The organism is Glycomyces paridis (assembly GCF_004912155.1).
GTDB lineage: Bacteria > Actinomycetota > Actinomycetes > Mycobacteriales > Micromonosporaceae > Glycomyces > Glycomyces paridis.
The window spans coordinates 288,795-310,134 of record NZ_STGX01000003.1; the positions used below are offsets into that span (position 1 = coordinate 288,795).

Sequence of the window (21,340 nt, forward strand, 5' to 3'; positions counted from 1 at the left end):
TCAGCGCGGCATCGAGCCGACGAGCGACTCCTGGAGCATCGTCAGCCACTCGTAGACCATCATCAGACCGTCGCGCGGGTCGTCCTCGGGCAGGTCGCCGAGCGCCTCCAGGGACGCCTCGTCGACGATCCCGAGGCGGCTGGCGACGGTGAGCCGCAGGTCGTTGAGCGCGCCGAGCCACCGGCGGCAGTCCTCGGGCCCCAGGACCAGCGGGCCCTCGCCGAGCGACTCCAGCGAGGCGACCAGCGCCGCCGCGTCCTCGTGCTTGCGGGCGCGCAGGTCGCCCTCGGTGTAGCGGCGGAACTCCGCCGAGGCCGCCGCCGCGTCGCCGCCGGGGCCCGACTCGGTGTACGCGTCGGGGAACAGCCTTGCCAGCGCCGGGTCGGCGGGCCGTTCGCTCGGCCCCTCGCGGAACGCGGAGGCGATGAGGTCCTCCGCGCCGCCGCCCGCGGGCCGCTCGCGCGCGTCGATGAGTTCGAGCATCTGCCGGGCGTACCCGGCGAGGAGCGCGGCCTCGTAGTCCTCGAACTCGACCTCGGCGCCACCCTCGGCGAGCGTGAAGTACCGCGCCATCAGCGGTCCTGCCGCAGCGTCGCCCACAGGCCGTAGCCGTGCATCGCCTGCACGTCGCGCTCCATCTCCTCGCGGGTGCCGCTGGAGACGACCGCCCTGCCCTTGTGGTGGACGTCGAGCATGAGCCGGTTCGCCTCCGGCTCGGGGAACCCGAAGTACGACTCGAAGACGTACGTCACGTAGCTCATGAGGTTGACCGGGTCGTCGTGGACGATCGTGATCCACGGGAGGTCGGGGTCGGCGGTCGCCTCAGGCGTCGCCGTCCGTTCGGTCTCGACCGGCGAGCCGAGCGCGGCGACCGGGGGCACGGCGCGGGGGAGGACTGCGGAGGACGGGCGGGCGCTCACGCCCACAATGCTGCCATCCGCCCGCCGCCCCCGGTCGGACCGCCCCCGGCGAAAGCGAACCGGATCGCCCCGCCCTCGCTAGGCTTGCCGAAACGGCAAGAAAACTTGCGGATTCGGCCGCCGCGGCGAATCCTGGAGGCACCTACGGCGTTCGGAGACCGACCATGCACCAGCACGACACCGACGACCCGGCCGCGTTCTGGGAGCGGCACTACAGCTCCTCCGACCGGATCTGGAGCGGCCGGGCCAACCCCGTCCTAGCCGCGACCGTCGCGGACCTCCCGCCCGGCCGCGCCCTCGACCTCGGCTGCGGCGAAGGCGGCGACGCGGTCCACCTCGCCGCCGCGGGCTGGCAGGTCACCGCCGTCGACGTCTCGGCCACCGCCCTCGCCCGCACCCGCGAGCACGCCGCCGCCGCGGGCGTCGCCGACGCCGTCGCCACCGAGCGCCACGACCTCGCCGACTACTCGCCCGCGGGCGAGTTCGACCTCGTCTCCGCCCAGTTCCTCCAGTCGCCGCTCGAATTCGAGCGCGCCTCGGTGCTGCGCCGCGCCGCCGACGCGCTCGTCGTCGGCGGCCTGCTCCTCGTGGTCGACCACGGCTCGGCCCCCTCCTGGGGCTGGCGCCACGACCACCACGTCGAGTTCCCCAGCCCCGCCGAGCTCTACGAGGGGCTCGGCCTCGACGAGGCCCGCTTCCGCCCCGAGCGGCTCGAATCGCCCGAGCGCGACGCCGTCGGCCCCGACGGCGAGGCCGGCCGCATCACCGACACCGTCGTGGCCGTCCGCAGGATCGCCTGAGCCACTGCGCCCCAACGGGACCGGAGCGTCCGAACGCCGTTCGGCAAAGGCTTACACGGCGGCGTTAGGATGAAACCCCACCGCTTGGAGGACCCATGGAGTACACCCAGTTGGGACGCGCCGGCGTCAAGGTGTCGAGGATCGTCCTCGGCACCATGAACTTCGGCCCCGCCACCGACGAGGACGAGGCGCACCGGATCATGGACCGGGCGCTCGAACTCGGCGTCAACTTCTTCGACACCGCCAACGTCTACGGCCGCGCCCGCAAGGGCTGGACCGAGCAGATCGTGGGCCGCTGGCTCGCCTCGCGGCCCGAGGCCCGCGACAAGATCGTCCTCGCCACCAAGGTCTACCAGGTCATGGCCGAGGGCCCCAACGAGCGCGGCCTCTCCGCCTACCACATCAGGGCCCAGATCGAGGCCTCCCTCAAGCGCCTCCAGACCGACCGGATCGACCTCTACCAGTTCCACCACCTCGACCGCACGGTCCAGTGGGAGGAGATCTGGCAGGCGATCGACGTCCTGGTGGCCCAGGGCAAGGTCGTCTACACCGGCTCCTCGAACTTCGCCGGCTGGACGATCGCCCGCGCCAACGAGCAGGCCGCCAGGCGCGGCGGACTCGGCCTCGTCTCCGAGCAGTCGATCTACAGCCTCATCAACCGCAACATCGAACTCGAGGTCGTCCCCGCGGCCCAGCACTACGGCCTCGGCGTCATCCCCTGGTCGCCCCTCGGCGGCGGACTCCTCGGCGGCGTCCTCGCCAAGGCCGAGGGCTCCTGGCGCCGCGCCGAACCGCACATGCTGGAGGCGATCGAACGGCACCGGCCGCAGCTGGAGCGCTACGAGGCGCTGGCGGCCGACAAGGGCGTCAGCCCCGCGATCCTCGGCCTCGCCTGGGTCCTGAGCCGGCCCGGCGTGACCGGCCCGATCATCGGCCCGCGCACCGTCTCGCAGTTGGAGGACGCCGTGGCGGCCCTCGACGTCGAGCTCGACGAGACCGACCTCCAGACCCTCGACGAGCTCTTCCCCGGCCCCGGCGGCGCCGCCCCCGAGGCCTACGCCTGGTAGCGCGCTCGCGGCCGGGCCCCGGAGGGCCCGGCCGCGCTTTTCCCGATGCGCTCGGAGCCACCGGTCGGATACGATCGGGGCCATGTCTTTGCAAGCGTTTGCTCGCCGACAGGAGATGCTCGACGGCGCCCATCCCGCCCGCTCGGTGCTCCGCCTCCTCGCCCGCCGCCCGTGGCGCATGCTGCTGGCCTTCCTCGCCTTCGCGGTCAAGGAGGTCCCGCTGTGGTTCCTCCCGGTCGTCACCGCCGCGATCATCGACCTCGTCTCCTCCGGCGGCTCCGTCGGCGCCGTGCTCGGCTGGCTCGCCCTGGCCGTCCTCCTGCTCGTGCAGAACTACCCGAGCCACATCGTCTACACCCGCAACTTCATGACCGTCGTGCGCGACACCGGCGCCGACCTGCGCAACGCGCTCGCCGCGCGGCTCCAGAGCCTCTCGATCGGCTACTACACCCGCACGAGCGCGTCGATCGTCCAGAACAAGGTCGTGCGCGACGTCGAGAACGTCGAGATGATGCTCCAGCAGATGACCCACCCGCTGATGTCCTCGGCGATGGTCCTCATCGGAGCGGTCACCATGACCGCGATCACCGTCCCGCAGTTCCTGCCCATCTACGCCTTCACCGTCCCCATCGCCATCGGCCTGCGCGCGGCCCTGCGCCGCCGCTCGCGCGCCCGCAACGAGGTGTTCCGCCGCGAGATGGAGGGCTTTGCCGCCCGCGTCGGCGAGATGGCCTCGCTCATCCCCGTCACCCGCGCCCACGGCCTGGAGCAGACCGCGGTCTCGCGCGTCGCCACCGGCGCCGACGGCGTGCGCCGCGCCGGGCTCCACCTCGACATGCTCAACGGGCACGTCGCCTCCATCTCCTGGGTCACCATGCAGATCCTCGGCGCCGGCTGCCTCGGCGTCGCCGCGATCTTCTCGATCACCGGCTTCCTGCCGATCTCGCCCGGCGAGGTCGTCCTGCTCTCCACCTACTTCGCGCTCCTGACCCAGGGTCTGACGAACCTGCTCATGCTCATCCCCGTCGGCGCCCGCGGCATGGAGTCGGTGCGGTCCATCGCCGAGGTCCTCCAGGAGCCCGACGTCGAGCAGAACGAGTGCAAGCGCGCCGTCGACGCGGTCGAGGGCCGCCTCACCCTCGAAGACGTCTCCCACCGCTACAGCGGCGCCGAAGGCGAAGCGGTGCAAGGCGTCTCGCTCGACATCGAGGCCGGCACCACCGTCGCGTTCGTCGGCTCCTCCGGCTCGGGCAAGTCCACCCTCCTCAACCTCGTGCTCGGCTTCGTGCGGCCCACCTCCGGCCGCATCCTCCTCGACGGCGTCGACATGCAGGAGCTCGACCTGCGCACCGCCCGCCGCTTCACCTCGGTCGTGCCGCAGGAGTCGGTGCTCTTCGAGGGCACCATCCGCGAGAACATCGCCTACGGGATGCCCGACGCGGGGGAGGAGCGCATCATCGCGGCCCTGCGCGACGCCAACGCCTGGGAGTTCGTGCGCGACCTGCCCGACACGATGGACACCGTCGTCGGCGAACGCGGCGCCCGCCTCTCCGGCGGCCAGCGCCAGCGCCTCGCCATCGCCCGCGCCCTCCTGCGCGACCCGCGGGTCCTGCTGCTGGACGAGGCCACCTCCGCGCTCGACCCCGAAGCCGAGGAACTCGTCAAGGAGGCCCTCGGCCGCCTCATGCGCGGCCGCACCACCCTCGTGGTGGCCCACCGCCTCTCGACCATCCGCAGCGCCGACCGCATCGTGGTCCTCGACCGCGGCCGCATCGCCGAGCAGGGCACCCACGAGGAACTCCTGGAGACCGGCGGCCGCTACGCCTCGATGCACCTGACGCAGACGGGCGCCCGCTGACCTACGTAGAACGAGAACAGGGGTCGTCGCGCATAAATGCGCGGCGACCCCTGCGACGTCGGGACCTCACTCCGCTTCGAGCAGTCCCCGCACGTACGCCGCCTGCCCCGTGTGCTGCTGGTTGTCGTTGACGACGCTCACCAGCCGCACCCCGAGCGTCACATGCGGGTCCCAGTTCGTGTCCACCACCCGGTCGAGGTCGTCGGCCTCCAGTCCCTCCACATAGTCGAGCGTGACCGCGTGCACGGCGTCGTAGTACCCCCGCAGCTCCCCGGCCGCGATCCCGCGCACCAGCCCGGCCTGCTCGGAGGTGTGCCCGTACCCGTGGTCGGCGGGCGCCAGCGGCAGCGCGAACCGCTCCCGCCACCCGCCGGAGAACCACACCTGCTCGCTCCCCGCAACCCCCGCGACGTGGTCGTCCTGTACCCGCGCGATATGCCACACCAGCCACCCGACCGAATTCGCCACCGGCCCCGGCCGCGCGTCCAGCACCTCCTGCGACACCCCGTCGAGCACCGCATGGACCTCCTCCCGAACCCGCCCGAACGCATCCGCGAACACCCCGCTGATCTCCATGCGCACTCCCTCGCTAACGACGACCGCCCCGAACCCGGAGCGGCCCGCCAATCCTGCCACCGCCAACCGACGCGCCGAGGGGTTCGCGGCTCGGACCGTCGGCCGCCGCTCCAGCGGTGCAGGACCTCGACGCCCCGCGGCGCCTCCGGCCACACCTGCAATCGCAAGCGCTCCATGGTCTCCGGGCGCTCGTCCGAGTCGAGGTCCGCCGCGATCGCGGCTGCCAGGTTCGACCGCGACGCTCGCACTCGGAGCCAGCCGGGCACGACCGCGAAGCGCGCGGCCTCCGGGAAGGAGTCGGTGCAGCCCATGACCACGAGGCGACCCGACCCTGCTTTGACGCTCGCTTCGACCGCGTGGTCGCACGCCTCCGTGTCGTCCTGCGGTGCGGCCCCGGCGATCTCGACCGTCACGGCCACGTTCACATTGACGGCCGTGCCGACCGCGACGCCGCACTCGCCCGCTGCGAGCCCGCGTGCCGTCGCCTCCGGGATCCACAGTTCCCCGAAGTCGGTCTCGGCCGACTCGTCCACGACGTGGATCTGGTGGTAGTCCGCGAACAGTTCGAGGCGTGTCGCCTCCGGCATCGTCATGGGCCGACCGTACCGGCCGTTCCTCCCGCGGATCGGGGACGGGCGAAGTTGGAGATTTGTTTCATCGTGGGACTTCTCAGCGAAAGAAATCTTCGATATGGTCGGCTGAGATCGGGGCGCCGGTCACTCCTCGGCGCTTCGTCCCTCGAAGGGAGACAAGGACATGGACAACCAAGGCATGATCGGTCCCCGCTCGCGGCGGTGGGTGCTCTCGCGCGGGCTCATGGCCGCCGGCGCCGGGGCGGCCGCCACCGCGTTCTTCGGTGAGGGCGCCTCGGCGGCCACGACCGTCGACATGGAACTCACCGTGGTCGCGGCGATGGTCGACCCGCCGCGGTCGGGCACCGCGATCACGCCCGGGGCCGGGCCGAGCGTCACGGCCGTCGAGTCGGCGCTGTCCGGCAAGGGGCTCCTGAGCAGCACCTATGTGGACGGTCACTACGGTTCCTCCACCGTCAGCGCGTACGCCGCCTGGCAGCGGTCCCTCGGCTACACCGGCCTGGACGCCAACGGGCTCCCCGGCCCCACCTCGCTCGCCAAGCTCGGCCAGGCCGGCGGCTTCACCGTCACCCGCGCGGTCAACATCGGCTCGAACGCGGCCTCCTACGGCGGCAAGCGGGTCAACACCCGCACCAAGAACATGCTGGCCGCCGCCGACGCCAAGCTCTCGTGGAGCATCACCCTCACCCAGGGCTCCTACACGCCCGGCAACCCCGACTCCGCCGGGACGCACGACGGCGGGGGCGTCGTCGACATCTCCGTCTCCGGCCTCACCGCGACCCAGCGCTGGCAGGCCGTCAAGGCCCTGCGCGACGTCGGCTTCGCGGCCTGGCTGCGCACCCCCGAGCAGGGCTTCGCCTACCACATCCACGCGAACGCGGTGGCCGACACCGACATGGCCGGGGTCGCGCAGGCGCAGGTCCACGACTACTACTTCGGCAAGAACGGGCTCGCCAGCCACGCCGCGGACAACACCCCGGCCGCCTACAAGGGCGCCTTCACCTGGTGGGAGAAGTACAACCGCGGCTGAGACCCCTTGGCCGCGTTCCGGTACCGCACCCGGTCAGAACGCGGCCAAGGCCTTGCCGACCAGGGTCGCGCCGAGGACGAGCAGCACCACGAACATCACCGTCGCGTTGTTGCGCGTCAGCCAGTCCTTGAGCCGGCCCAAAGGCGCCTGCATCCGCGCCGAGAACAGCGCGTAGACGACCACGGGCACGAGCACGCTCGACGCGGCGAGCAGCACGAACACCGTCAGCGCCACCGCGGCGTCGCCGCCGTCCAGGCGCGCCATCGACAGTCCCGCCGCCAGCGCGAGCGAGAGGTTCTTGGGGTTGAGCGCCGAGAGCGCGGCCCCGACGCCGAGGGCCGCGCCGGGGGACATGGCGTCGACCCCGGCCATCCACTTCGGCAGCGCCGCGGCCTCGCCGGGCGCGGGCCGCCTGCGCCACTGCGCGAGGGCCATGACCAGGAACAGCAGGCCCAAGACGAGTTTGACGAGGGCGACGGCGGTGCCGCCCCCGCCCTGTCCGGCGGCGGCCGAGGCGGGGACGAACAGCACGACCGCCAGGGCCACCACGAGGATGCCCGCGACCCAGCCGACCGCGAACGCGGGCGCGGTGCGCCCGGCCCGCGGCGACAGGAGCATCAGGATCGCCGCGATGATCGGTATCGGGCTGAGCGCGATGCCGATCGCCTGCGGGAGTACGTCCCCGATGACCTCGCCGAGCATCCGAGCCCCCTACAGGTCCTTGGGGTCGGCGGTCGCGAGCGACCAGATCACGAAGATCGCCAGCGCGATCACGATGAGCGACCACAGCGGGTAGTACGGCAGGAAGAAGAAGTTGTTGATCGCGACCAGGCACGCCAGGAAGATGCCCATGAAGCGCGCGAAGCCCGAGCCGCTGAACAGCATGAACCCGACGATGAGCACGAGTGCGCCGAGGACGATGTGGATCCAGCCCCAGGCGGTCGTGTCGAGGTTGTACGTGTAGTTCTCGGTCTCGATCAGGAACCCGTCGTTGGCGACGGCGGCGATGCCCTCGATGATCTGCCAGATCCCCATCACGATCGCCGCCGAGGCCGCGAAGACCCATCCGCCGATCGCCCACGCACGGGATTCAGGACTGTGTGTCATGATCTCGCTCCTCTCAGGATGGGATCAATGTAAGAGCCCTGGATACGGGCCGTGCCCCGAATGCGAGAAAACGACGGTTCCGCGCCGCTCGCGGCCCTACGCTCTGGCTGAGCGACAGGGGCGGTCCGCACGGTCCACAAGGACGCCCCCTCCGGACGAAGGAGCGAGACGATGGCGGACGCGGCCCTGAACCGAGCCGAGCGCGAGGAACTCGAACGCCTCCGCGCGCAGGCCGCCCGCTCCGGCGGCGTCGGGCGCGGCGCCCGCTGGACCGGCGCCGTCGTCCTCCTCGTCCTCTCGGCGGTCCTCGCCCTCCTCGCGACCGTGACCGTGTTCGCGCGCAACGAGATCCTCGACACGGATCGGTTCGTCGACAACATGGAGCCGCTCCTGGACGACGACGATGTGCGGGCCGCCGTCGCCGCCCGCGTCTCCACGGCCGTCACCGAAGCGCTCGACGTCGAGGCCCTCATCGCCGAGGCCATCGACGCCGTCCAGACCCGCGGCGCCCCCGACGTCCTCAGCCGCCTCGCCGGGCCGCTCGCCTCCGGCGTGGACTCCTTCATCGACAAGCAGGTCCACACCGTCGTCTACTCAGACCAGTTCACCGAGCTCTGGCGCCAGGCCAACCGCACCGCCCACGCCGCCCTCGTCGCGATCCTCACCGGCGAGCAGGGCCGCGCCCTCGCCGTGCAGGGCCAGAACCTCGTCCTCGACCTCGGCCCGGTGGTGGAGCGCGTCAAGGACCGCATGGTCGACGCCGGATTCGACCTCGCCGAGCGGATTCCCGCGGTCTCGGTGACCTTCACCCTCGCCACGTCGGACGCGTTCCCGAAGCTCCAGGTCGCCACCGCCCTGCTCAACGCCGCCGCGTGGGCGCTCCCGATCGCCGCGCTCGCCCTGCTCGCCGCGGGCGTCGCGCTCGCCCCCGTGCGCCGCCGGGGCCTCCTGCTCGGCGTGGTCTTCACCGCGGGCGCCATGTTCGCGCTCTGGGGCGCGCTCGTCATCGGCCGCAGCGTCTACCTCGCGGCGCTCAGCGGCTCGGTGCAGTCGCCCGACGCCGCGGGCGCCGTCTACGACGCCCTGACCCGCTACCTCCTGGCGGGCGCCCAGACCCTTGCGGTCCTGGCGCTCATCGTCGCGCTCGCCTGCTGGCTCCTGGGTCCCGGCCGCGCCGCCACCGGCACGCGCAGCCTCGCACGCGGCGCCCGCGACGCCCTCGCGCGGGTCCTGACGCGCGCCGGTCTCACCTTCGGCCCCGTCGGCGGCGCCGTGCAGCGCTTCCGCAGGCCCGTCGAGTTCCTCGCCGTCATCGTGGGCCTCCTGTGGATCGTCCTGTGGCGGCACCCCGGCGTCTCCGGCGTCGTCACCGTCGCGATCGTCGTCGCCGTGTTCGTCGCCTTCGTGGAAGTGGTCGCACGCGTCGGGCGCGGCGCCCCCGAGGCGGCGCCCGAATGACCCCGGGCCGCCCACTGCGGCGTTGGACGCGGAGCCTGGGCCGCCCCAAGCGCGCCGACGCCGTCTCGGGCCTGGTCACCGGCCTGTTCTCCATCCCCGAAGGCATGGCCTACGCCGCCATCGGCGGCTTCCCGCCCGCGACCGGCCTCTACTCGGGCATGGTCCCCACGATCATGGGCGCGCTCTTCACCCGCACGACCCTCATGATCACCACCCTCACCAGCGCCATCGCCCTGTCCTCCCAGAGCGTGCTCGCCGACGCCGGACTCGACGGCGACGACGCGGGCGCCCTGGCGACCCTGACGATCCTCGTCGGCGTCGTCATGCTCGCCTTCGGACTCCTCAAGCTCGGCTCGGTCATGAGCTACGTGTCCACCGCCGTCATGACCGGCTTCACCACCGGCATCGCCCTTCAGATCGTCGTCGGCGTCCTCGGCGACGCCACCGGCTACGACCCGCAGGCCCACAACAAGATCGCCGCGGTCGGAGAGTGGCTCGCGCACCTCGCGGACTGGGACCCGGCCACCGTCGCCGTCGCCGCCGCGACCATCGCGGTCTGGGCCGCCGCCTACCTCGTGCGGCGCCTGCGCCCGCTCGCCCTCCTCATCGCGCTCCTGGTCGGCACCGTCGGCGTGGCCCTCCTCGGCCTCGACGTCGACGGAGTCGGCGACATCGCCGCCGTGCCCTCCGGCTTCCCGACCCCCGTCCTGCCCGACCTCGACGCGCTCCCGCACCTGCTCACCGGCGCGGTCGCCGTCGCCCTCGTCGCGCTGGCGCAGGCGGCCGGGATCAGCACCGCCGTCCCGAACCCGGACGGCTCCAGGACCAGCGCCTCCGGCGACTTCACCGCCCAAGGCCTCGCGAACGTCGCGGGCGGATTCTTCCAGGCCCTGCCCGCGGGCGGCTCCCTCTCGCGCACCGGCGTCGCGACCGGCGCGGGCGCGGCGACCCGCTGGGCCGGGATCTTCGCCGGGCTCTGGCTCATCGCCATCGTCCTGGCGGCCGGACGCTACGCCGAGTACATCCCGATGGCCGTCATCGGCGGCCTGCTCATCCTCATCGGCGGCGAGCTCATCCGCGGCCAGGTCGCCCACATCGCGCTCGTGTGGCGCGCCTCGAAGCTCTCGGCGGCGGCCATGATCCTCACCTTCCTGGCGACCACGCAGATCCCGCTCCAGCAGGCGATCTTCCTCGGCGCGGGCCTGTCGATCCTGTTCTACTGCGTCCAGGCCGCCCGCAGCGCCCGCCTCGTCGCGGTGGTCGAGGACGGGCGCGGCGACTGGCGCCTGACCGACCCGCCCGAGACCCTCCCGCCCGGCAAGGTCACCGTCCTCAACTACGACGGCGGCGGCTTCTTCGCCGAACTCGGCGCGATCAACCAGACCTGGCCCGACACGCGCGAGGCCAGGGACGCCGTGCTGGTGCTGCGGCTGCGCCGCGTGCCCGACATCCCCTCGGCGAGCGTCCTCAAGGCTCTCGGCGACCGCGCCGAGGAACTGCGCCGCGCCGGGGGCCGCCTCATCATCGCGGGCGTCGACGAGCGCCTCATGAAGGTCTTCGACCTCACCGGCGCCGCCGACCGCATAGGACGCGAGAACCTCCTCGCCGCACGGCCCGAACTGTTCGCCTCGGTCAAGGACGCCGTCGCCGCCGGACACGAGTGGATCGAGCGGCGCCGCGAAGGGGAGTCCCCATGAGCCGCACCGACGTCAAGGGCCTGCTGCGCCTCGCCCCGCTCGCGCTCGGCATGGGCGTGGTGTGCGCGGTCCTGCTCATCGCCCTGAGCGAACTCGCCGAGGCGCTCCAGGACCTGATCTGGACCGCCCTGCCCGAGGCCGCCGGGTTCGACTCGGACGCGGCCTGGTGGCTCGTCCTCGTCCTCACCGTCGCCGGAGCGGCGGTCGGCCTCATCGTCTGGAAGTGGCCCGGCGGCGCCGGGGCCGACCCCGCCGCGGCCGAACTCGTGGCCGCCCCGCTGCCGATGCGGGCCCTGCCCGGGATCGCGGCGACCGCCACGATCGGCCTCGCCGCCGGGGTGAGCCTCGGCCCCGAGAACCCGATCGTCGCGATCTGCGTCGCCGTCGTCTGCTTCCTCGGCTCCCGCCTCGCCCCCAAGGTCCCCGGCCCCGGCTGGGTCGGGATCGCCGCCGCGGGCACCATCGGCGCCATGTTCGGCACGCCCGTCGCCGCCGCCCTCACCCTCACCGAATCGCCCGGCGGCGACCCCGACCAGCCCCTGTGGTCCAAGCTTTTCGCCCCGCTCCTGGCCGCCGGTTCGGGCGCGCTGACCATGCAGGTCCTCGGCACCCCCGTGTTCGCCGTCGACCTGCCCGCCTACACCGGCCTCGCCTGGCGCGACCTGCTCACCGCGCCCGCCGTCGCCGCCGTCGCGGCCCTCCTCGGCCTCGCCGCCGCCGTCGCCTTCCACTGGTCCCACCGGGCCTTCGGCCTCGTCGCCAACCCCATGCTGCGCACCACGATCGGCGGCCTCGTCCTCGGCCTGCTCGCCGTCCTCGGCGGCACCATCACCATGTTCAAGGGCCTGGACGAGATGAAGGAGCTCGCCGCGGGGGACCACGGCACCGGCGGCCTGCTGCTCATCGTCGCCGTCAAGATCCTCGCCCTCGTCGTGGCCGCCACCTGCGGCTTCCGCGGCGGCCGCATCTTCCCGATCGTGTTCGTCGGCGTCGCCCTCGGCCTCCTGTGGAGCCACGTGTGGGACGGCGCCGCACCCGCGCTCGCCGTCGGCTGCGCCGTCCTCGGCCTCACCCTCGCCGTCACCCGCAACGGCTGGCTCAGCGTCTTCATGGCCGCCACCGTCGTCGGCGACATCGCGCTCCTGCCGCTGCTGTGCCTCGCCGTGCTCCCCGCCTGGCTCCTGGTCGCCAACGCGCCCCAGATGGTCATCGACCCCGCGCACGCCCACACCGAGCGGACCCCCGCCCGCGCCGCACCGGCCCCATAGGAACCGAACGCGAATGAACCGCGTTTTCGGGACAGGGGACCGGCCGCGTCGATACCCTCGCCTTGCCCTGTGCGATCGGGCGCCCACGGCGCCCGCGACCGGCACGGCGGCGACCTGAGGGGGAGACATGGCCAGGGAATTCAAGGGCACCATCAATCTCGACGTGCGCGACTCCGTGCCCGACTGGAGCGCGTTCCTCGACGCGACCGCTCCCGAAGGCGCGCCCAACGTCCTCGTCGTCCTCTACGACGACACCGGCTGCGCCGCCTGGTCGCCCTACGGCGGCCGCATCCAGATGCCCACCATGGACCGCCTCGCCAAAGACGGCCTCACCTACTCCCAGTGGCACACCACCGCGCTGTGCTCGCCCACCCGCTCGTGCTTCCTGACCGGGCGCAACCACCACCAGAACGGCTTCGCGACCATCTCGGAGTCCTCCACCGGCTTCCCCGGCTACTCCTCGCACCTGCCCGCCGAGAACGCCACCATGGCGACCGTCCTGCGCGACGCCGGCTGGTCCACCTTCTGGGTCGGCAAGAACCACAACGTGCCCGTCGACGAATGGCACATGGGCGCCTCCAAGAAGAACTGGCCGCTCGGCATGGGCTACGACCGCTTCTACGGCTTCATCGGCGGCGAGACCAACCAGTGGTACCCCGACCTCGCCGAGGACAACCACTACATCGACCAGCCCTACGGGCCCGAGGACGGCTACCACCTCTCCAAGGACCTCGCCGACAAGGCCCTCTCCTTCATCCGCGACTCCAAGCAGTCCGCGCCCGAGAAGCCCTGGTACCTGTGGTTCTGCCCCGGCGCCAACCACGCGCCCCACCACGCCCCCCAGGAGTACATCGACAAGTACAAGGGGAAGTTCGACGACGGCTACGAGGCCTACCGCGAATGGGTCCTGCCGCGCATGATCGAGCGCGGCATCCTCCCCGAGGGCACCGACCTCACCGAACTCAACCCGATGCCCGACGGCACCTTCGGGCCGAACGACGCCGTGCGCCCCTGGGACTCCCTCACCGCCGAGGAGCGGGCCCTCTTCTCCCGCATGGCCGAGGTCTACGCCGCCCTCTCGGAGTACACCGACGCCCAGGTCGGACGCATCATCGACTACCTGGAGGAGTCCGGGCAGCTCGACAACACCCTCGTCATCTACGCCGCCGACAACGGCGCCTCCGGCGAGGGCAGCCCCAACGGCTCGGTCAACGAGGGCAAGTACTTCAACGGCTGGCCCGACCGCATCGAGGACAACCTGCCGCTCAAGGACAAGCTCGGCTCGCCCGACGCCTACAACCATTACCCGACCGGCTGGGCCGCCGCCTTCTCCACGCCCTACCGCATGTTCAAGCGCTACGTCTACCAAGGCGGCGTGTGCGACCCGCTCGTGATCCACTGGCCCGCAGGCATCAGGGCCCGCGGCGAGGTCCGCGACCAGTACCACCACGCCACCGACATCGTCCCGACGATCCTGGACGCCTGCGGCGTCGAGTTCCCCGAGGTCGTCGGCGGCATCCGCCAGACGCCCCTCGCGGGCGTGTCGATGCGCTACTCCTTCGACGCCGCCGACGCGCCCACCGCGAAGGAGACCCAGTACTACGAGATGTTCGGCCACCGCGCCATCTGGCACCGGGGCTGGAAGGCCGTCACCGAGCACGGCCCCACCCTCGGCCGCGGCCGCTTCGACAAGGACGTCTGGCAGCTCTTCCACACCGACGAGGACCGCTCCGAGGCCCGCGACCTCGCCGACGAGCACCCCGACCGGCTCCGCGAGATGCAGGCCCTCTGGCTCGAAGAGGCCAAGCGCAACAACGTCCTGCCGCTCAACGACATGAACGTCATCGGCGAGGACCTCCAGAAGTTCCTGGAGATGGAGTTCCACGCGCCCGTCCCGCCCTCGGGCACCTACGTGTACTACCCGGGCACCAGCTCGGTGCCCGAGCGCTCCGCCGCGAACGTCCACGCCGTGTCCTACAAGGTCATCGCCGAGCTCGACCTCACCGACCAGGCCCGCGGCGTCGTCTTCGCGCAGGGCTCGCGCTTCGGCGGCCACGCCCTGTTCATCGAGGACGGCCAACTCCACTACGTGTTCAACTTCCTCGGCGTCCCGCCCGAGCAGCGCGTCAGCGCGCCCGTGCCCGGACCCGGCAAGCACCTCGTCGGCGTCGAGTTCACCAAGGCCCGCACCGGCGAGCACGGCGAGTCCCACGGCCCGCTCAAGCTCCACATCGACGGCGAGGTCGCCGCCGAGGCCGAGATCCGCACCAACTCCGGCCACTTCACGCTCTGCGGCGAGGGCCTGTGCATCGGCTACGACGGCGGCGACGCCGTCAGCTCCCTGTACAAGCCCCGCTTCGAGTTCACCGGCGGTACCATCGCCAAGGTCGTCTTCGACGTCGCCGACGACGCCTACGTCGACCTCGAACAGCACCACGCCGCCGCGATGGCCCGCGACTGAACCGCGCCGGGGCCGGTCCGCGATTCCGCCGGAACGCTGCGGACCGGCCCCGGCGGTGGTAAGCCTCAGAGGTCACGACCGCAATGCGAATCGGGGGATCGCCATGGGCTACGACGCGGGCACCGCAGACGACGGCAACAGGAGCCGCGCCAAGGTCTGGGTCATCGCGGGGGTCGTCGTCATCGCGCTCGCGCTGGCGGTCCTGCTCGTCTACCAGGTCTCCAGATCGGCCTTCACCGCCGACACCGAGACCGGTTCGAGCACGTTCTCGGCCACCTCGATCGACCTCACCAACGACAAGAGCGGCTCGTCGGTCTTCACCGCCACCGACCTCGCGCCCGGCGACTCCGACTCCGGCGCCGTCGCGGTCACCTACACCGGCGCGACCGACGCCACGGTCAAGATGTACACCAAGGACAACGACGACACCGGGCTCGCGCCGTACCTCAACCTCGCGATCACCGACGACGCCGGGGGCTCGTGGAACGGCACGCTCGCCGACCTCCAGGGCGCCACCGACTTCGCTTCCGGCCTGCTCACGCACACCATGTCGGACAACGACACCACCACGTTCACCATCGCCTACACGCTCGACTCGGGCGCGCCGAACTCCGTCCAGGGCGCGGGCGCGGCCACCACGTTCGTGTGGGAAGCCCGCACGGGCTGACCGTGGAGTCGCCCGAGCCGGCCCCTCGCAGGCGGCGCTTCGAGGAGCTCCCGTGGTCCACCGTCGCCCGCGTGGCCGTCTGCGTCGGGCTCCTGTCCGTGGGCGTGTTCCTCGCCGCCGCGGCGCTGCTGCCGCGCCTCCTCGGCTGGAACGGCACCACCGTCGTCTCCGGTTCGATGGAGCCGAAGATCAGCGTCGGCGACATCGCCCTGACCAGCGAGATCGACCCAGCCGAGCTGCGTGCGGGCCAGGTCATCAGCTTCGAGGACCCGGCCGGGCTCTCGCCCGACCCGATCCTCCACCGGATCGCGGAGGTCAACGAGGACGGCACGTTCACCACCGCGGGCGACGCGAACGCGAACGCCGACTCCACGCCCGTGCCGCCCGAGGACGTCATCGGCATCGGCCGCATCCTCGTGCCCGGCATCGGCAAGCCCGTGGTGTGGCTCCACGACGGCGACTGGTTCGCGTTCGGCCTGTTCCTCGCGGTCTCCGCGATCCTCATCCGCGGGGCCGTCCCGCTGCCGATCGGCCTGGGGCGCCCCGGCACCCGGATGCGCCGCGCCGCCGAGATCGCCACCGCCACCGTCGCGGTCCTCGTCGGCGGCTACCTCGTGTTCTTCCGCGGTACCGGCTCGGGCAACGCCGACTTCACCGCCGCCACCGACACCGGCGCCGAGTTCGCCGCGGGCACCTGGGACGACGGCGACGACGGCGCTTGCCGCGTCCACTGGAGCATGTGGGGTCCCACGCAGGCGGGCGGCACCATCACCGTCTACAACGACGGCGAAGCGGCCGTCGAACCGCTCTGGGAGGTCGACTGGACCTTCAACGAGGACCAGACGGTGACCGTGAGCCCCAACGGCGGCCTCGTGTCACAGAGCGGCCAGGACGTGCACTACGCGGCCGCCGACTGGATGGGCGGCATCAACCCCGGCGCCTCCAACACCATCCAGACGATCACGGTCCGCTCCGTCGGCGGCTTCGCCGCCGAACCGCCCGGCGCCTTCTCCCTCAACGGCACGCCCTGCGACTTCGTTTTACCGCCATGTTTTACAGGTTCATGCAACCGGCTCGCGTAGCCGGAAATCCCCGGGCGCGGTCCGGATCGCGCCTACATTGAGGACGGCGCGAGCGGAGGACGGGCGATGACGGACACGGAGACGGCCACGGACGGCATGGCGGCCCTGGCGGGCGGGACGTTCACGATGGGCTCGGACCGCCACTACCCCGAGGAGGCCCCCGCGCACCGCGTCGAGGTCGGCCCCTTCCAGATCGACCTGCGGCCCGTCACCAACGACGACTACGCGGCCTTCTGCGCCGCCACCGGGCACGTCACCGCCGCCGAGACCGCCCCCGACCCCGCCGACTACCCCGGCGCCGACCCCGACCTGCTCGTCCCCGCCTCCGCGGTGTTCACCCCGCCCGACCGGCCCGTGCCCCTCGACGACGCCTACCGCTGGTGGTCCCACTTGCCCGGCGCCGACTGGCGCCACCCGCAAGGCCCCGGCTCCGACCTCGACGGCCTCGGCGACCACCCCGTGGTCCACCTCGCCTTCGCCGACGCCGAGGCGTACGCCGCCTGGGCCGGGAAGCGCCTGCCCACCGAGGCCGAATGGGAGTTCGCCGCCCGCGGCGGCCGCGACGGCGCCGAGTACGCCTGGGGCGCCGAACTCGTCCCCGGCGGCGAGCACCGCGCCAACGTCTGGCAGGGCGACTTCCCGCTCCGCAACGACGAAGCCGACGGCTGGTACTGGACCTCACCCGCAGACACTTACGCCCCCAACGACTTCGGCCTCCACGACATGATCGGCAACGTGTGGGAGTGGACCGCCGACTGGTGGTCCGCCCACCGTCCTGACCCCCCCCCCGCCTGCTGCGCGCCCGCACCACGCCGCGACCCGACCGGCGGGAAGCGCCTGCTCAGCGTCGATCCCGCCGCGCCGCTCGCCGAACGGCGCCCGCGCAAGGTCATGAAGGGCGGCTCCTACCTGTGCGCCCCGAACTACTGCCGCCGCTACCGGCCCGCCGCGCGCCTGCCGCAGACCGTCGACACCTCCACCGGGCACCTCGGCTTCCGCTGCGCCCGCTCGGCGCCGTGACCCTCTTCCCGACCCTCCGCGGCTACCGCGCGCGGTGGCTGCGCGCCGACCTCCTCGCCGGGCTCGCCGCCGGCGCCGTCGTCGTCCCCCAGGCCATGGCCTACGCGACCGTCGCCGGGATGCCCGTCCAGGTCGGCCTGTACACCTGCATGGTCCCGATGCTCGTCTACGCCGCCCTCGGCGGCGCGAAGGCCATGAGCACCAGCACCACCTCCACGGTCGCCACCCTCACCGCCTCGACCCTCCTGGCCGCCGGGGTCGCGGCCGGATCGCTCGGCGCCCTCGCCGCGCTCACCCTCGAAGTCGGCCTCATCCTCGTCGCCCTGCGCCTGCTGCGCCTCGGCTCCCTCGTGGAGAACCTCAACACGCCCGTGCTCGTCGGCGTCAAGACCGGCGTCGGCCTCGTCGTCGCGATCGGCCAGGTCCCGGCCCTCCTCGGCTACGACGCCGGGACCGGCGGGTTCTTCGCCCAGGCCGCCACGGCGATCGAGCGACTGCCGCAGACCGTCCCGGCCACCGCCGTCCTCGCCGCCGCGCTGCTCACCGTCCTCGTCGTCCTGCCCCGCCTCCTCCCGGCCGTGCCCGCGCCGCTCGTCGCCGTCGCGCTCGCGATCGGCGCGACCGCCCTCCTCGGCCTGGACGACCACGGCGTCGCCCTCATCGACCCCGTCCCCACCGGCCTGCCCGAACTCCGCCTCCCCGATCTCGAAGCGGCCGCCGGTCTCCTGCCCGGCGCCCTCGCCATCGCCTTCATGGTCTTCATGGAGTCCCTCGCCGTCGCCCGCGCCATGCGCCGCCCCTCCGACCCCGCCCTCGACAACGACCGCGAACTCGTCGCCGCCGGGGCCGCGAACCTCGCCGGCGCCTGGTTCGGCGCCCTGCCCTCCGCCGGGGGCTTCTCCCAGACGGCCGTCAACGACCGCGCCGGGGCCCGCACCCAGGCCGCCCAGCTCGTCACCGTCGGCCTCGCCGTCGCCGTCGCGCTGTGGATCGCACCCGTCCTCGACCTGTTGCCGCGCGCGGCCCTCGCCGCCGTCGTCGTGACCGCCGTCCTCGGACTCGTCACGCCGGGGGAGTTCCGGCGCCTCGCCCGCATCGACCGGGTCGACTGCGCGCTGGCGGTCGCGACCGCCGCGGTCGGCTTGACCGCCGGGCTCCTCGCCGCCGTCGCCGTCGGCGTGGGCACCACGCTGATCCTGGTGCTGCGCGAGGCGAACCACGTGGGCGTGGCCGAGGTGCGCCGCGCCCCGGACGGGAGCCTGCGCGCTGCCCTCCCGGGCGACGCGCCCGCGCCCGGGGTCCTCGTGCTCATCCCCACCGCGGGCGTGTACACCGCCAGCGTCCGGTCTGTTCAGAACCGCGTCCTCGACCTCGTTTCGGCGCAGGACCCGCTGCCGCGCATCGTGGTCCTCGACCTCGCCCCGCAGGCCACGATGTCGGTGACCGTGCTCGACGCGGTCGCCGAGCTCGACCGGCAGCTGGCCCGCGACGGGATCGAACTCCAGCTCGCACGCCTTCCCCAGCGCGCCTTGACGATCGCGCGCCGCGCCTCCTGGTGGCCGGACTGGGAGGCGGCCGGGCGGGTCCACCCGGACGTCGAGCACGCCCTCGACGCGGCGCGGGGCTGACCGCCGCTCCACAGGGGCCACTGCCGTCACTTCGTACAGCCCTTTATCGAAGCATTTGACTTTGTCTCTCGGGAGTGCCAGGATGATATCGATCATCATCGATAGGAGGCTCCCATGCGACGCCGTACACTCCTCACCGCCGCCGGAGCGGGCACCGTGGGCGCCACCCTGGCGCCCGCCGCCGCCCAAGCCGACTACACGACCACACCGAACCCCGCATCCGCCTGGGGCACATGGGAAGGCTGGGGCACCTCCCTGTGCTGGTGGGGCAAGCGCTGGGGCGACCGCGACGACCTCGCCGACCTCATGTTCACCCGCAACAACGTCTCCCTCGGCGGCGCCTCCCGCCCCGGCCTGGGCCTCAACATCGTCCGCTACAACGCCGGCGCCTGCTCCTGGAACTCGATCAACGGCGAGAGCATGGTCGTCTCGCCCAACATGATGCCCTCGCGGCAGATGGAGGGCTACTGGCTCGACTGGAACTCCTCCGACCCCTCCTCCTCCAGCTGGAACTGGTACGTCGACAGCGCCCAGCGCAACCTCATGTGGAAGGCCCGCGACCGCGGCGCGAACCTCTTCGAGCTGTTCTCCAACTCGCCCATGTGGTGGATGTGCGCCAACCACAACCCCTCCGGCGGCGCCGACGGCAACGCCGACAACCTCCAGTCCTGGAACCGGCAGCAGCACGCCGTCTACATGGCCACGGTCGCCAAGTACTCCCATGACCACTGGGGCGTCGACTTCGACTACGTCGACCCGTTCAACGAGCCGATCGCGAACTGGTGGACCGCCACCGGCACCCAGGAGGGCTGCCACTTCAACGTCGCCACCCAGTCAACCGTCATCGACCACCTCCGCACCGAGCTCGACGCCCGCGGCCTCAACTCCACCCCCATCACCGCCTCCGACGAGTCCCTCTACGACCAGGCCGTGAGCACCTGGAACGGCCTCACCTCCAGCGCCAAGGGCAAGGTCGCCAAGGTCAACGTCCACGGCTACCAGTACGAGGGCGGGCGCCGCGACTCCGTCTACAGCGCCGTCCACGCCGCCGGGAAGACCCTCTGGAACTCCGAGTACGGCGAGAACGACGGCAGCGGCCTGCGCCTGGCCCGCAACCTCAACCTCGACTTCCGCTGGCTCCACCCCACCGCCTGGTGCTACTGGCAGGTCCTCGACGGCGGCGGCTGGGGCCTCGTCCAGGCGCACAACGAGGCCGGGACCCTCGGCGCCGTCAACCCCAAGTACTACGTGTTCGCCCAGTACGCCAGGCACATCAGGCCCGGCATGACCATCATCGACGGCGGCGAGGGCAACACGATCGCCGCCTACGACGCCGCCGCCCGCAAGCTCGTCCTCGTCACCACCAACTACGGCACCGCCCAGACCGTCACCTACGACCTGTCCGCCTTCGGCACCGTCCCCAACGGGACCGTCGCGCGCTGGTCGACGAGGACCGACGGCTCCGAGCTCTACCGCTCCTACACCGACACCTCCGTCGCGAACAAGCGCTTCTCCCGCGCCTTCCCCGCCAACACCGTCCAGACGTTCGAGATCAGCGGCGTCCAGCGCTGAGGCGCCGGCCCTTCCGCCCCTTTCCCCGGCGCGGGGCCCGCATCTGTGTGATCGTGGAACCCCGTGACCGGCGAGGCAGAGGGGACCTGCGATGACGGAGAAGACCACCGCGGCCAAAGCGCAGAGCGACAGCGCGCTCGCGAGCGACCAGGGCAAGACCACGATCGCCGACCAGGTGGTCGCCAAGATCGCCGGGATCGCCACCCGCGAGGTCGCGGGCGTCTACAGCCTCGGCGGCGGCGTCAGCCGCACCGTCGGCGCGCTCCGCGAGCGCATACCCGGCTCGCGCACCAACTTCGGCCAGGGCGTCTCCGTCGAGGTCGGCGAACGCCAGGCCGCCGTCGACCTCGACCTGGTCGCCGACTACGGCATCGCCATCGCCGACCTCGCCGCGGGCGTGCGCCGCAACGTCGTCGACGCCGTCGAGCGCATGACCGGGCTGGAGGTCACCGAGGTCAACATCGTCGTCCACGACGTCCACCTCGAAGGGGACTCCGAGGACGAGGGCGACGCCGACCCGCGGGTCGAGTGACCGC

Annotated in this window: 20 protein-coding genes; 15 read left to right on the top strand and 5 right to left on the bottom strand. The window is 72.3% G+C overall.

The genetic code is table 11. The features are described 5' to 3' along the window. Complete coding sequence (locus E9998_RS05520) at positions 1–573, bottom strand: DUF2017 domain-containing protein (protein ID WP_136528701.1); 573 nt, start codon at positions 571–573, stop codon at positions 1–3. Beyond that, entirely contained in the window at positions 573–881 is a 309-nt protein-coding gene (gene clpS / locus E9998_RS05525) for an ATP-dependent Clp protease adapter ClpS (RefSeq protein WP_136528823.1), read from the bottom strand. Before clpS ends, E9998_RS05520 begins: the two co-directional genes overlap by 1 nt. 203 nt (positions 882–1,084) lie before the next feature. Here clpS and E9998_RS05530 point away from each other — a divergent pair, with 203 nt between their 5' ends. The 3 genes from E9998_RS05530 to E9998_RS05540 all read left to right on the top strand — a co-directional run bounded on the left by E9998_RS05530 (position 1,085) and on the right by E9998_RS05540 (position 4,645). Continuing rightward, on the top strand, positions 1,085–1,720 hold the full coding sequence (locus E9998_RS05530) for a class I SAM-dependent methyltransferase (protein ID WP_136528702.1): 636 nt from the start codon (positions 1,085–1,087) through the stop codon (positions 1,718–1,720). Positions 1,721–1,815: 95 nt separating this feature from the next. Then, positions 1,816–2,787, top strand: a complete 972-nt coding sequence (locus tag E9998_RS05535; RefSeq protein WP_136528703.1) for an aldo/keto reductase — start codon at positions 1,816–1,818, stop codon at positions 2,785–2,787. A gap of 82 nt (positions 2,788–2,869) precedes the next feature. Beyond that, complete coding sequence (locus E9998_RS05540; RefSeq protein ID WP_136528704.1) at positions 2,870–4,645, top strand: ABC transporter ATP-binding protein; 1,776 nt, start codon at positions 2,870–2,872, stop codon at positions 4,643–4,645. 66 nt (positions 4,646–4,711) lie between these two features. Here the strand turns inward: E9998_RS05540 and E9998_RS05545 are convergent, their stop codons facing one another. Beyond that, entirely contained in the window at positions 4,712–5,221 is a 510-nt protein-coding gene (locus tag E9998_RS05545) for a mycothiol transferase (protein WP_136528705.1), read from the bottom strand. Between the two features lie 309 nt (positions 5,222–5,530). On the opposite strand from E9998_RS05545, the gene E9998_RS25165 reads away from it, so the two are divergent. Beyond that, positions 5,531–5,773: a hypothetical protein gene (locus tag E9998_RS25165; protein ID WP_158299699.1), complete on the top strand. Its 243-nt coding sequence runs from the start codon at positions 5,531–5,533 to the stop codon at positions 5,771–5,773. Positions 5,774–5,977: 204 nt separating this feature from the next. Then, positions 5,978–6,844: a peptidoglycan-binding protein gene (locus E9998_RS05555; RefSeq protein ID WP_136528706.1), complete on the top strand. Its 867-nt coding sequence runs from the start codon at positions 5,978–5,980 to the stop codon at positions 6,842–6,844. 33 nt (positions 6,845–6,877) lie between these two features. Here E9998_RS05555 and E9998_RS05560 read toward each other — a convergent pair whose 3' ends face one another. Then, positions 6,878–7,546, bottom strand: coding sequence for a GAP family protein (locus tag E9998_RS05560; protein WP_136528707.1), 669 nt, complete (start codon positions 7,544–7,546; stop codon positions 6,878–6,880). Between the two features lie 9 nt (positions 7,547–7,555). Further along, on the bottom strand, positions 7,556–7,951 hold the full coding sequence (locus tag E9998_RS05565) for a DUF7144 family membrane protein (RefSeq protein ID WP_136528708.1): 396 nt from the start codon (positions 7,949–7,951) through the stop codon (positions 7,556–7,558). A gap of 171 nt (positions 7,952–8,122) precedes the next feature. Between E9998_RS05565 and E9998_RS05570 the strand changes: the two genes are divergently transcribed. The 10 genes from E9998_RS05570 to E9998_RS05615 all read left to right on the top strand — a co-directional run bounded on the left by E9998_RS05570 (position 8,123) and on the right by E9998_RS05615 (position 21,336). After that, positions 8,123–9,409, top strand: a complete 1,287-nt coding sequence (locus E9998_RS05570) for a hypothetical protein (protein WP_136528709.1) — start codon at positions 8,123–8,125, stop codon at positions 9,407–9,409. After that, positions 9,406–11,106: a SulP family inorganic anion transporter gene (locus E9998_RS05575; RefSeq protein ID WP_136528710.1), complete on the top strand. Its 1,701-nt coding sequence runs from the start codon at positions 9,406–9,408 to the stop codon at positions 11,104–11,106. Before E9998_RS05570 ends, E9998_RS05575 begins: the two co-directional genes overlap by 4 nt. Then, positions 11,103–12,374, top strand: a complete 1,272-nt coding sequence (locus tag E9998_RS05580; protein WP_136528711.1) for an ion channel protein — start codon at positions 11,103–11,105, stop codon at positions 12,372–12,374. The genes E9998_RS05575 and E9998_RS05580 overlap by 4 nt, the downstream gene beginning before the upstream one ends. A 127-nt stretch (positions 12,375–12,501) precedes the next feature. Further along, the gene (locus E9998_RS05585; protein WP_136528712.1) at positions 12,502–14,835 is read left to right on the top strand and encodes an arylsulfatase; all 2,334 of its coding nucleotides are present in this window, start codon (positions 12,502–12,504) and stop codon (positions 14,833–14,835) included. Positions 14,836–14,938: 103 nt separating this feature from the next. Continuing rightward, positions 14,939–15,502 (top strand): M73 family metallopeptidase, encoded by a 564-nt coding sequence (locus E9998_RS05590; RefSeq protein WP_136528713.1) that lies wholly within the window; start codon positions 14,939–14,941, stop codon positions 15,500–15,502. Then, the gene (locus tag E9998_RS05595) at positions 15,481–16,584 is read left to right on the top strand and encodes a signal peptidase I (protein WP_136528714.1); all 1,104 of its coding nucleotides are present in this window, start codon (positions 15,481–15,483) and stop codon (positions 16,582–16,584) included. The genes E9998_RS05590 and E9998_RS05595 overlap by 22 nt, the downstream gene beginning before the upstream one ends. A gap of 66 nt (positions 16,585–16,650) precedes the next feature. Then, complete coding sequence (locus tag E9998_RS05600; protein WP_136528715.1) at positions 16,651–17,604, top strand: formylglycine-generating enzyme family protein; 954 nt, start codon at positions 16,651–16,653, stop codon at positions 17,602–17,604. Beyond that, positions 17,601–19,232, top strand: a complete 1,632-nt coding sequence (locus tag E9998_RS05605) for a SulP family inorganic anion transporter (protein WP_136528716.1) — start codon at positions 17,601–17,603, stop codon at positions 19,230–19,232. The genes E9998_RS05600 and E9998_RS05605 overlap by 4 nt, the downstream gene beginning before the upstream one ends. Before the next feature lie 114 nt (positions 19,233–19,346). Next, a complete protein-coding gene (locus tag E9998_RS05610) occupies positions 19,347–20,804 on the top strand; it encodes a glycoside hydrolase (protein WP_136528717.1) in 1,458 nt (485 codons plus the stop codon). Between the two features lie 91 nt (positions 20,805–20,895). Continuing rightward, positions 20,896–21,336, top strand: a complete 441-nt coding sequence (locus E9998_RS05615; RefSeq protein WP_136528718.1) for an Asp23/Gls24 family envelope stress response protein — start codon at positions 20,896–20,898, stop codon at positions 21,334–21,336. Positions 21,337–21,340: the final 4 nt, after the last annotated feature.

Bases quoted from the DNA above. Each gene is read 5' to 3' on its own strand.
- E9998_RS05585 (WP_136528712.1), top strand. From the start codon at position 12,502: ATGGCCAGGGAATTCAAGGGCACCATCAATCTCGACGTGCGCGACTCC.
- E9998_RS05575 (WP_136528710.1), top strand. From the start codon at position 9,406: ATGACCCCGGGCCGCCCACTGCGGCGTTGGACGCGGAGCCTGGGCCGC.
- E9998_RS05560 (WP_136528707.1), bottom strand. From the start codon at position 7,546: ATGCTCGGCGAGGTCATCGGGGACGTACTCCCGCAGGCGATCGGCATC.
- E9998_RS05555 (WP_136528706.1), top strand. From the start codon at position 5,978: ATGGACAACCAAGGCATGATCGGTCCCCGCTCGCGGCGGTGGGTGCTC.
- E9998_RS05530 (WP_136528702.1), top strand. From the start codon at position 1,085: ATGCACCAGCACGACACCGACGACCCGGCCGCGTTCTGGGAGCGGCAC.
- E9998_RS05565 (WP_136528708.1), bottom strand. From the start codon at position 7,951: ATGACACACAGTCCTGAATCCCGTGCGTGGGCGATCGGCGGATGGGTC.
- E9998_RS05545 (WP_136528705.1), bottom strand. From the start codon at position 5,221: ATGGAGATCAGCGGGGTGTTCGCGGATGCGTTCGGGCGGGTTCGGGAG.
- E9998_RS05600 (WP_136528715.1), top strand. From the start codon at position 16,651: ATGACGGACACGGAGACGGCCACGGACGGCATGGCGGCCCTGGCGGGC.
- E9998_RS05535 (WP_136528703.1), top strand. From the start codon at position 1,816: ATGGAGTACACCCAGTTGGGACGCGCCGGCGTCAAGGTGTCGAGGATC.
- E9998_RS25165 (WP_158299699.1), top strand. From the start codon at position 5,531: ATGACCACGAGGCGACCCGACCCTGCTTTGACGCTCGCTTCGACCGCG.
- E9998_RS05590 (WP_136528713.1), top strand. From the start codon at position 14,939: ATGGGCTACGACGCGGGCACCGCAGACGACGGCAACAGGAGCCGCGCC.
- E9998_RS05610 (WP_136528717.1), top strand. From the start codon at position 19,347: ATGCGACGCCGTACACTCCTCACCGCCGCCGGAGCGGGCACCGTGGGC.
- E9998_RS05615 (WP_136528718.1), top strand. From the start codon at position 20,896: ATGACGGAGAAGACCACCGCGGCCAAAGCGCAGAGCGACAGCGCGCTC.
- E9998_RS05540 (WP_136528704.1), top strand. From the start codon at position 2,870: ATGTCTTTGCAAGCGTTTGCTCGCCGACAGGAGATGCTCGACGGCGCC.
- E9998_RS05570 (WP_136528709.1), top strand. From the start codon at position 8,123: ATGGCGGACGCGGCCCTGAACCGAGCCGAGCGCGAGGAACTCGAACGC.
- E9998_RS05580 (WP_136528711.1), top strand. From the start codon at position 11,103: ATGAGCCGCACCGACGTCAAGGGCCTGCTGCGCCTCGCCCCGCTCGCG.
- E9998_RS05520 (WP_136528701.1), bottom strand. From the start codon at position 573: ATGGCGCGGTACTTCACGCTCGCCGAGGGTGGCGCCGAGGTCGAGTTC.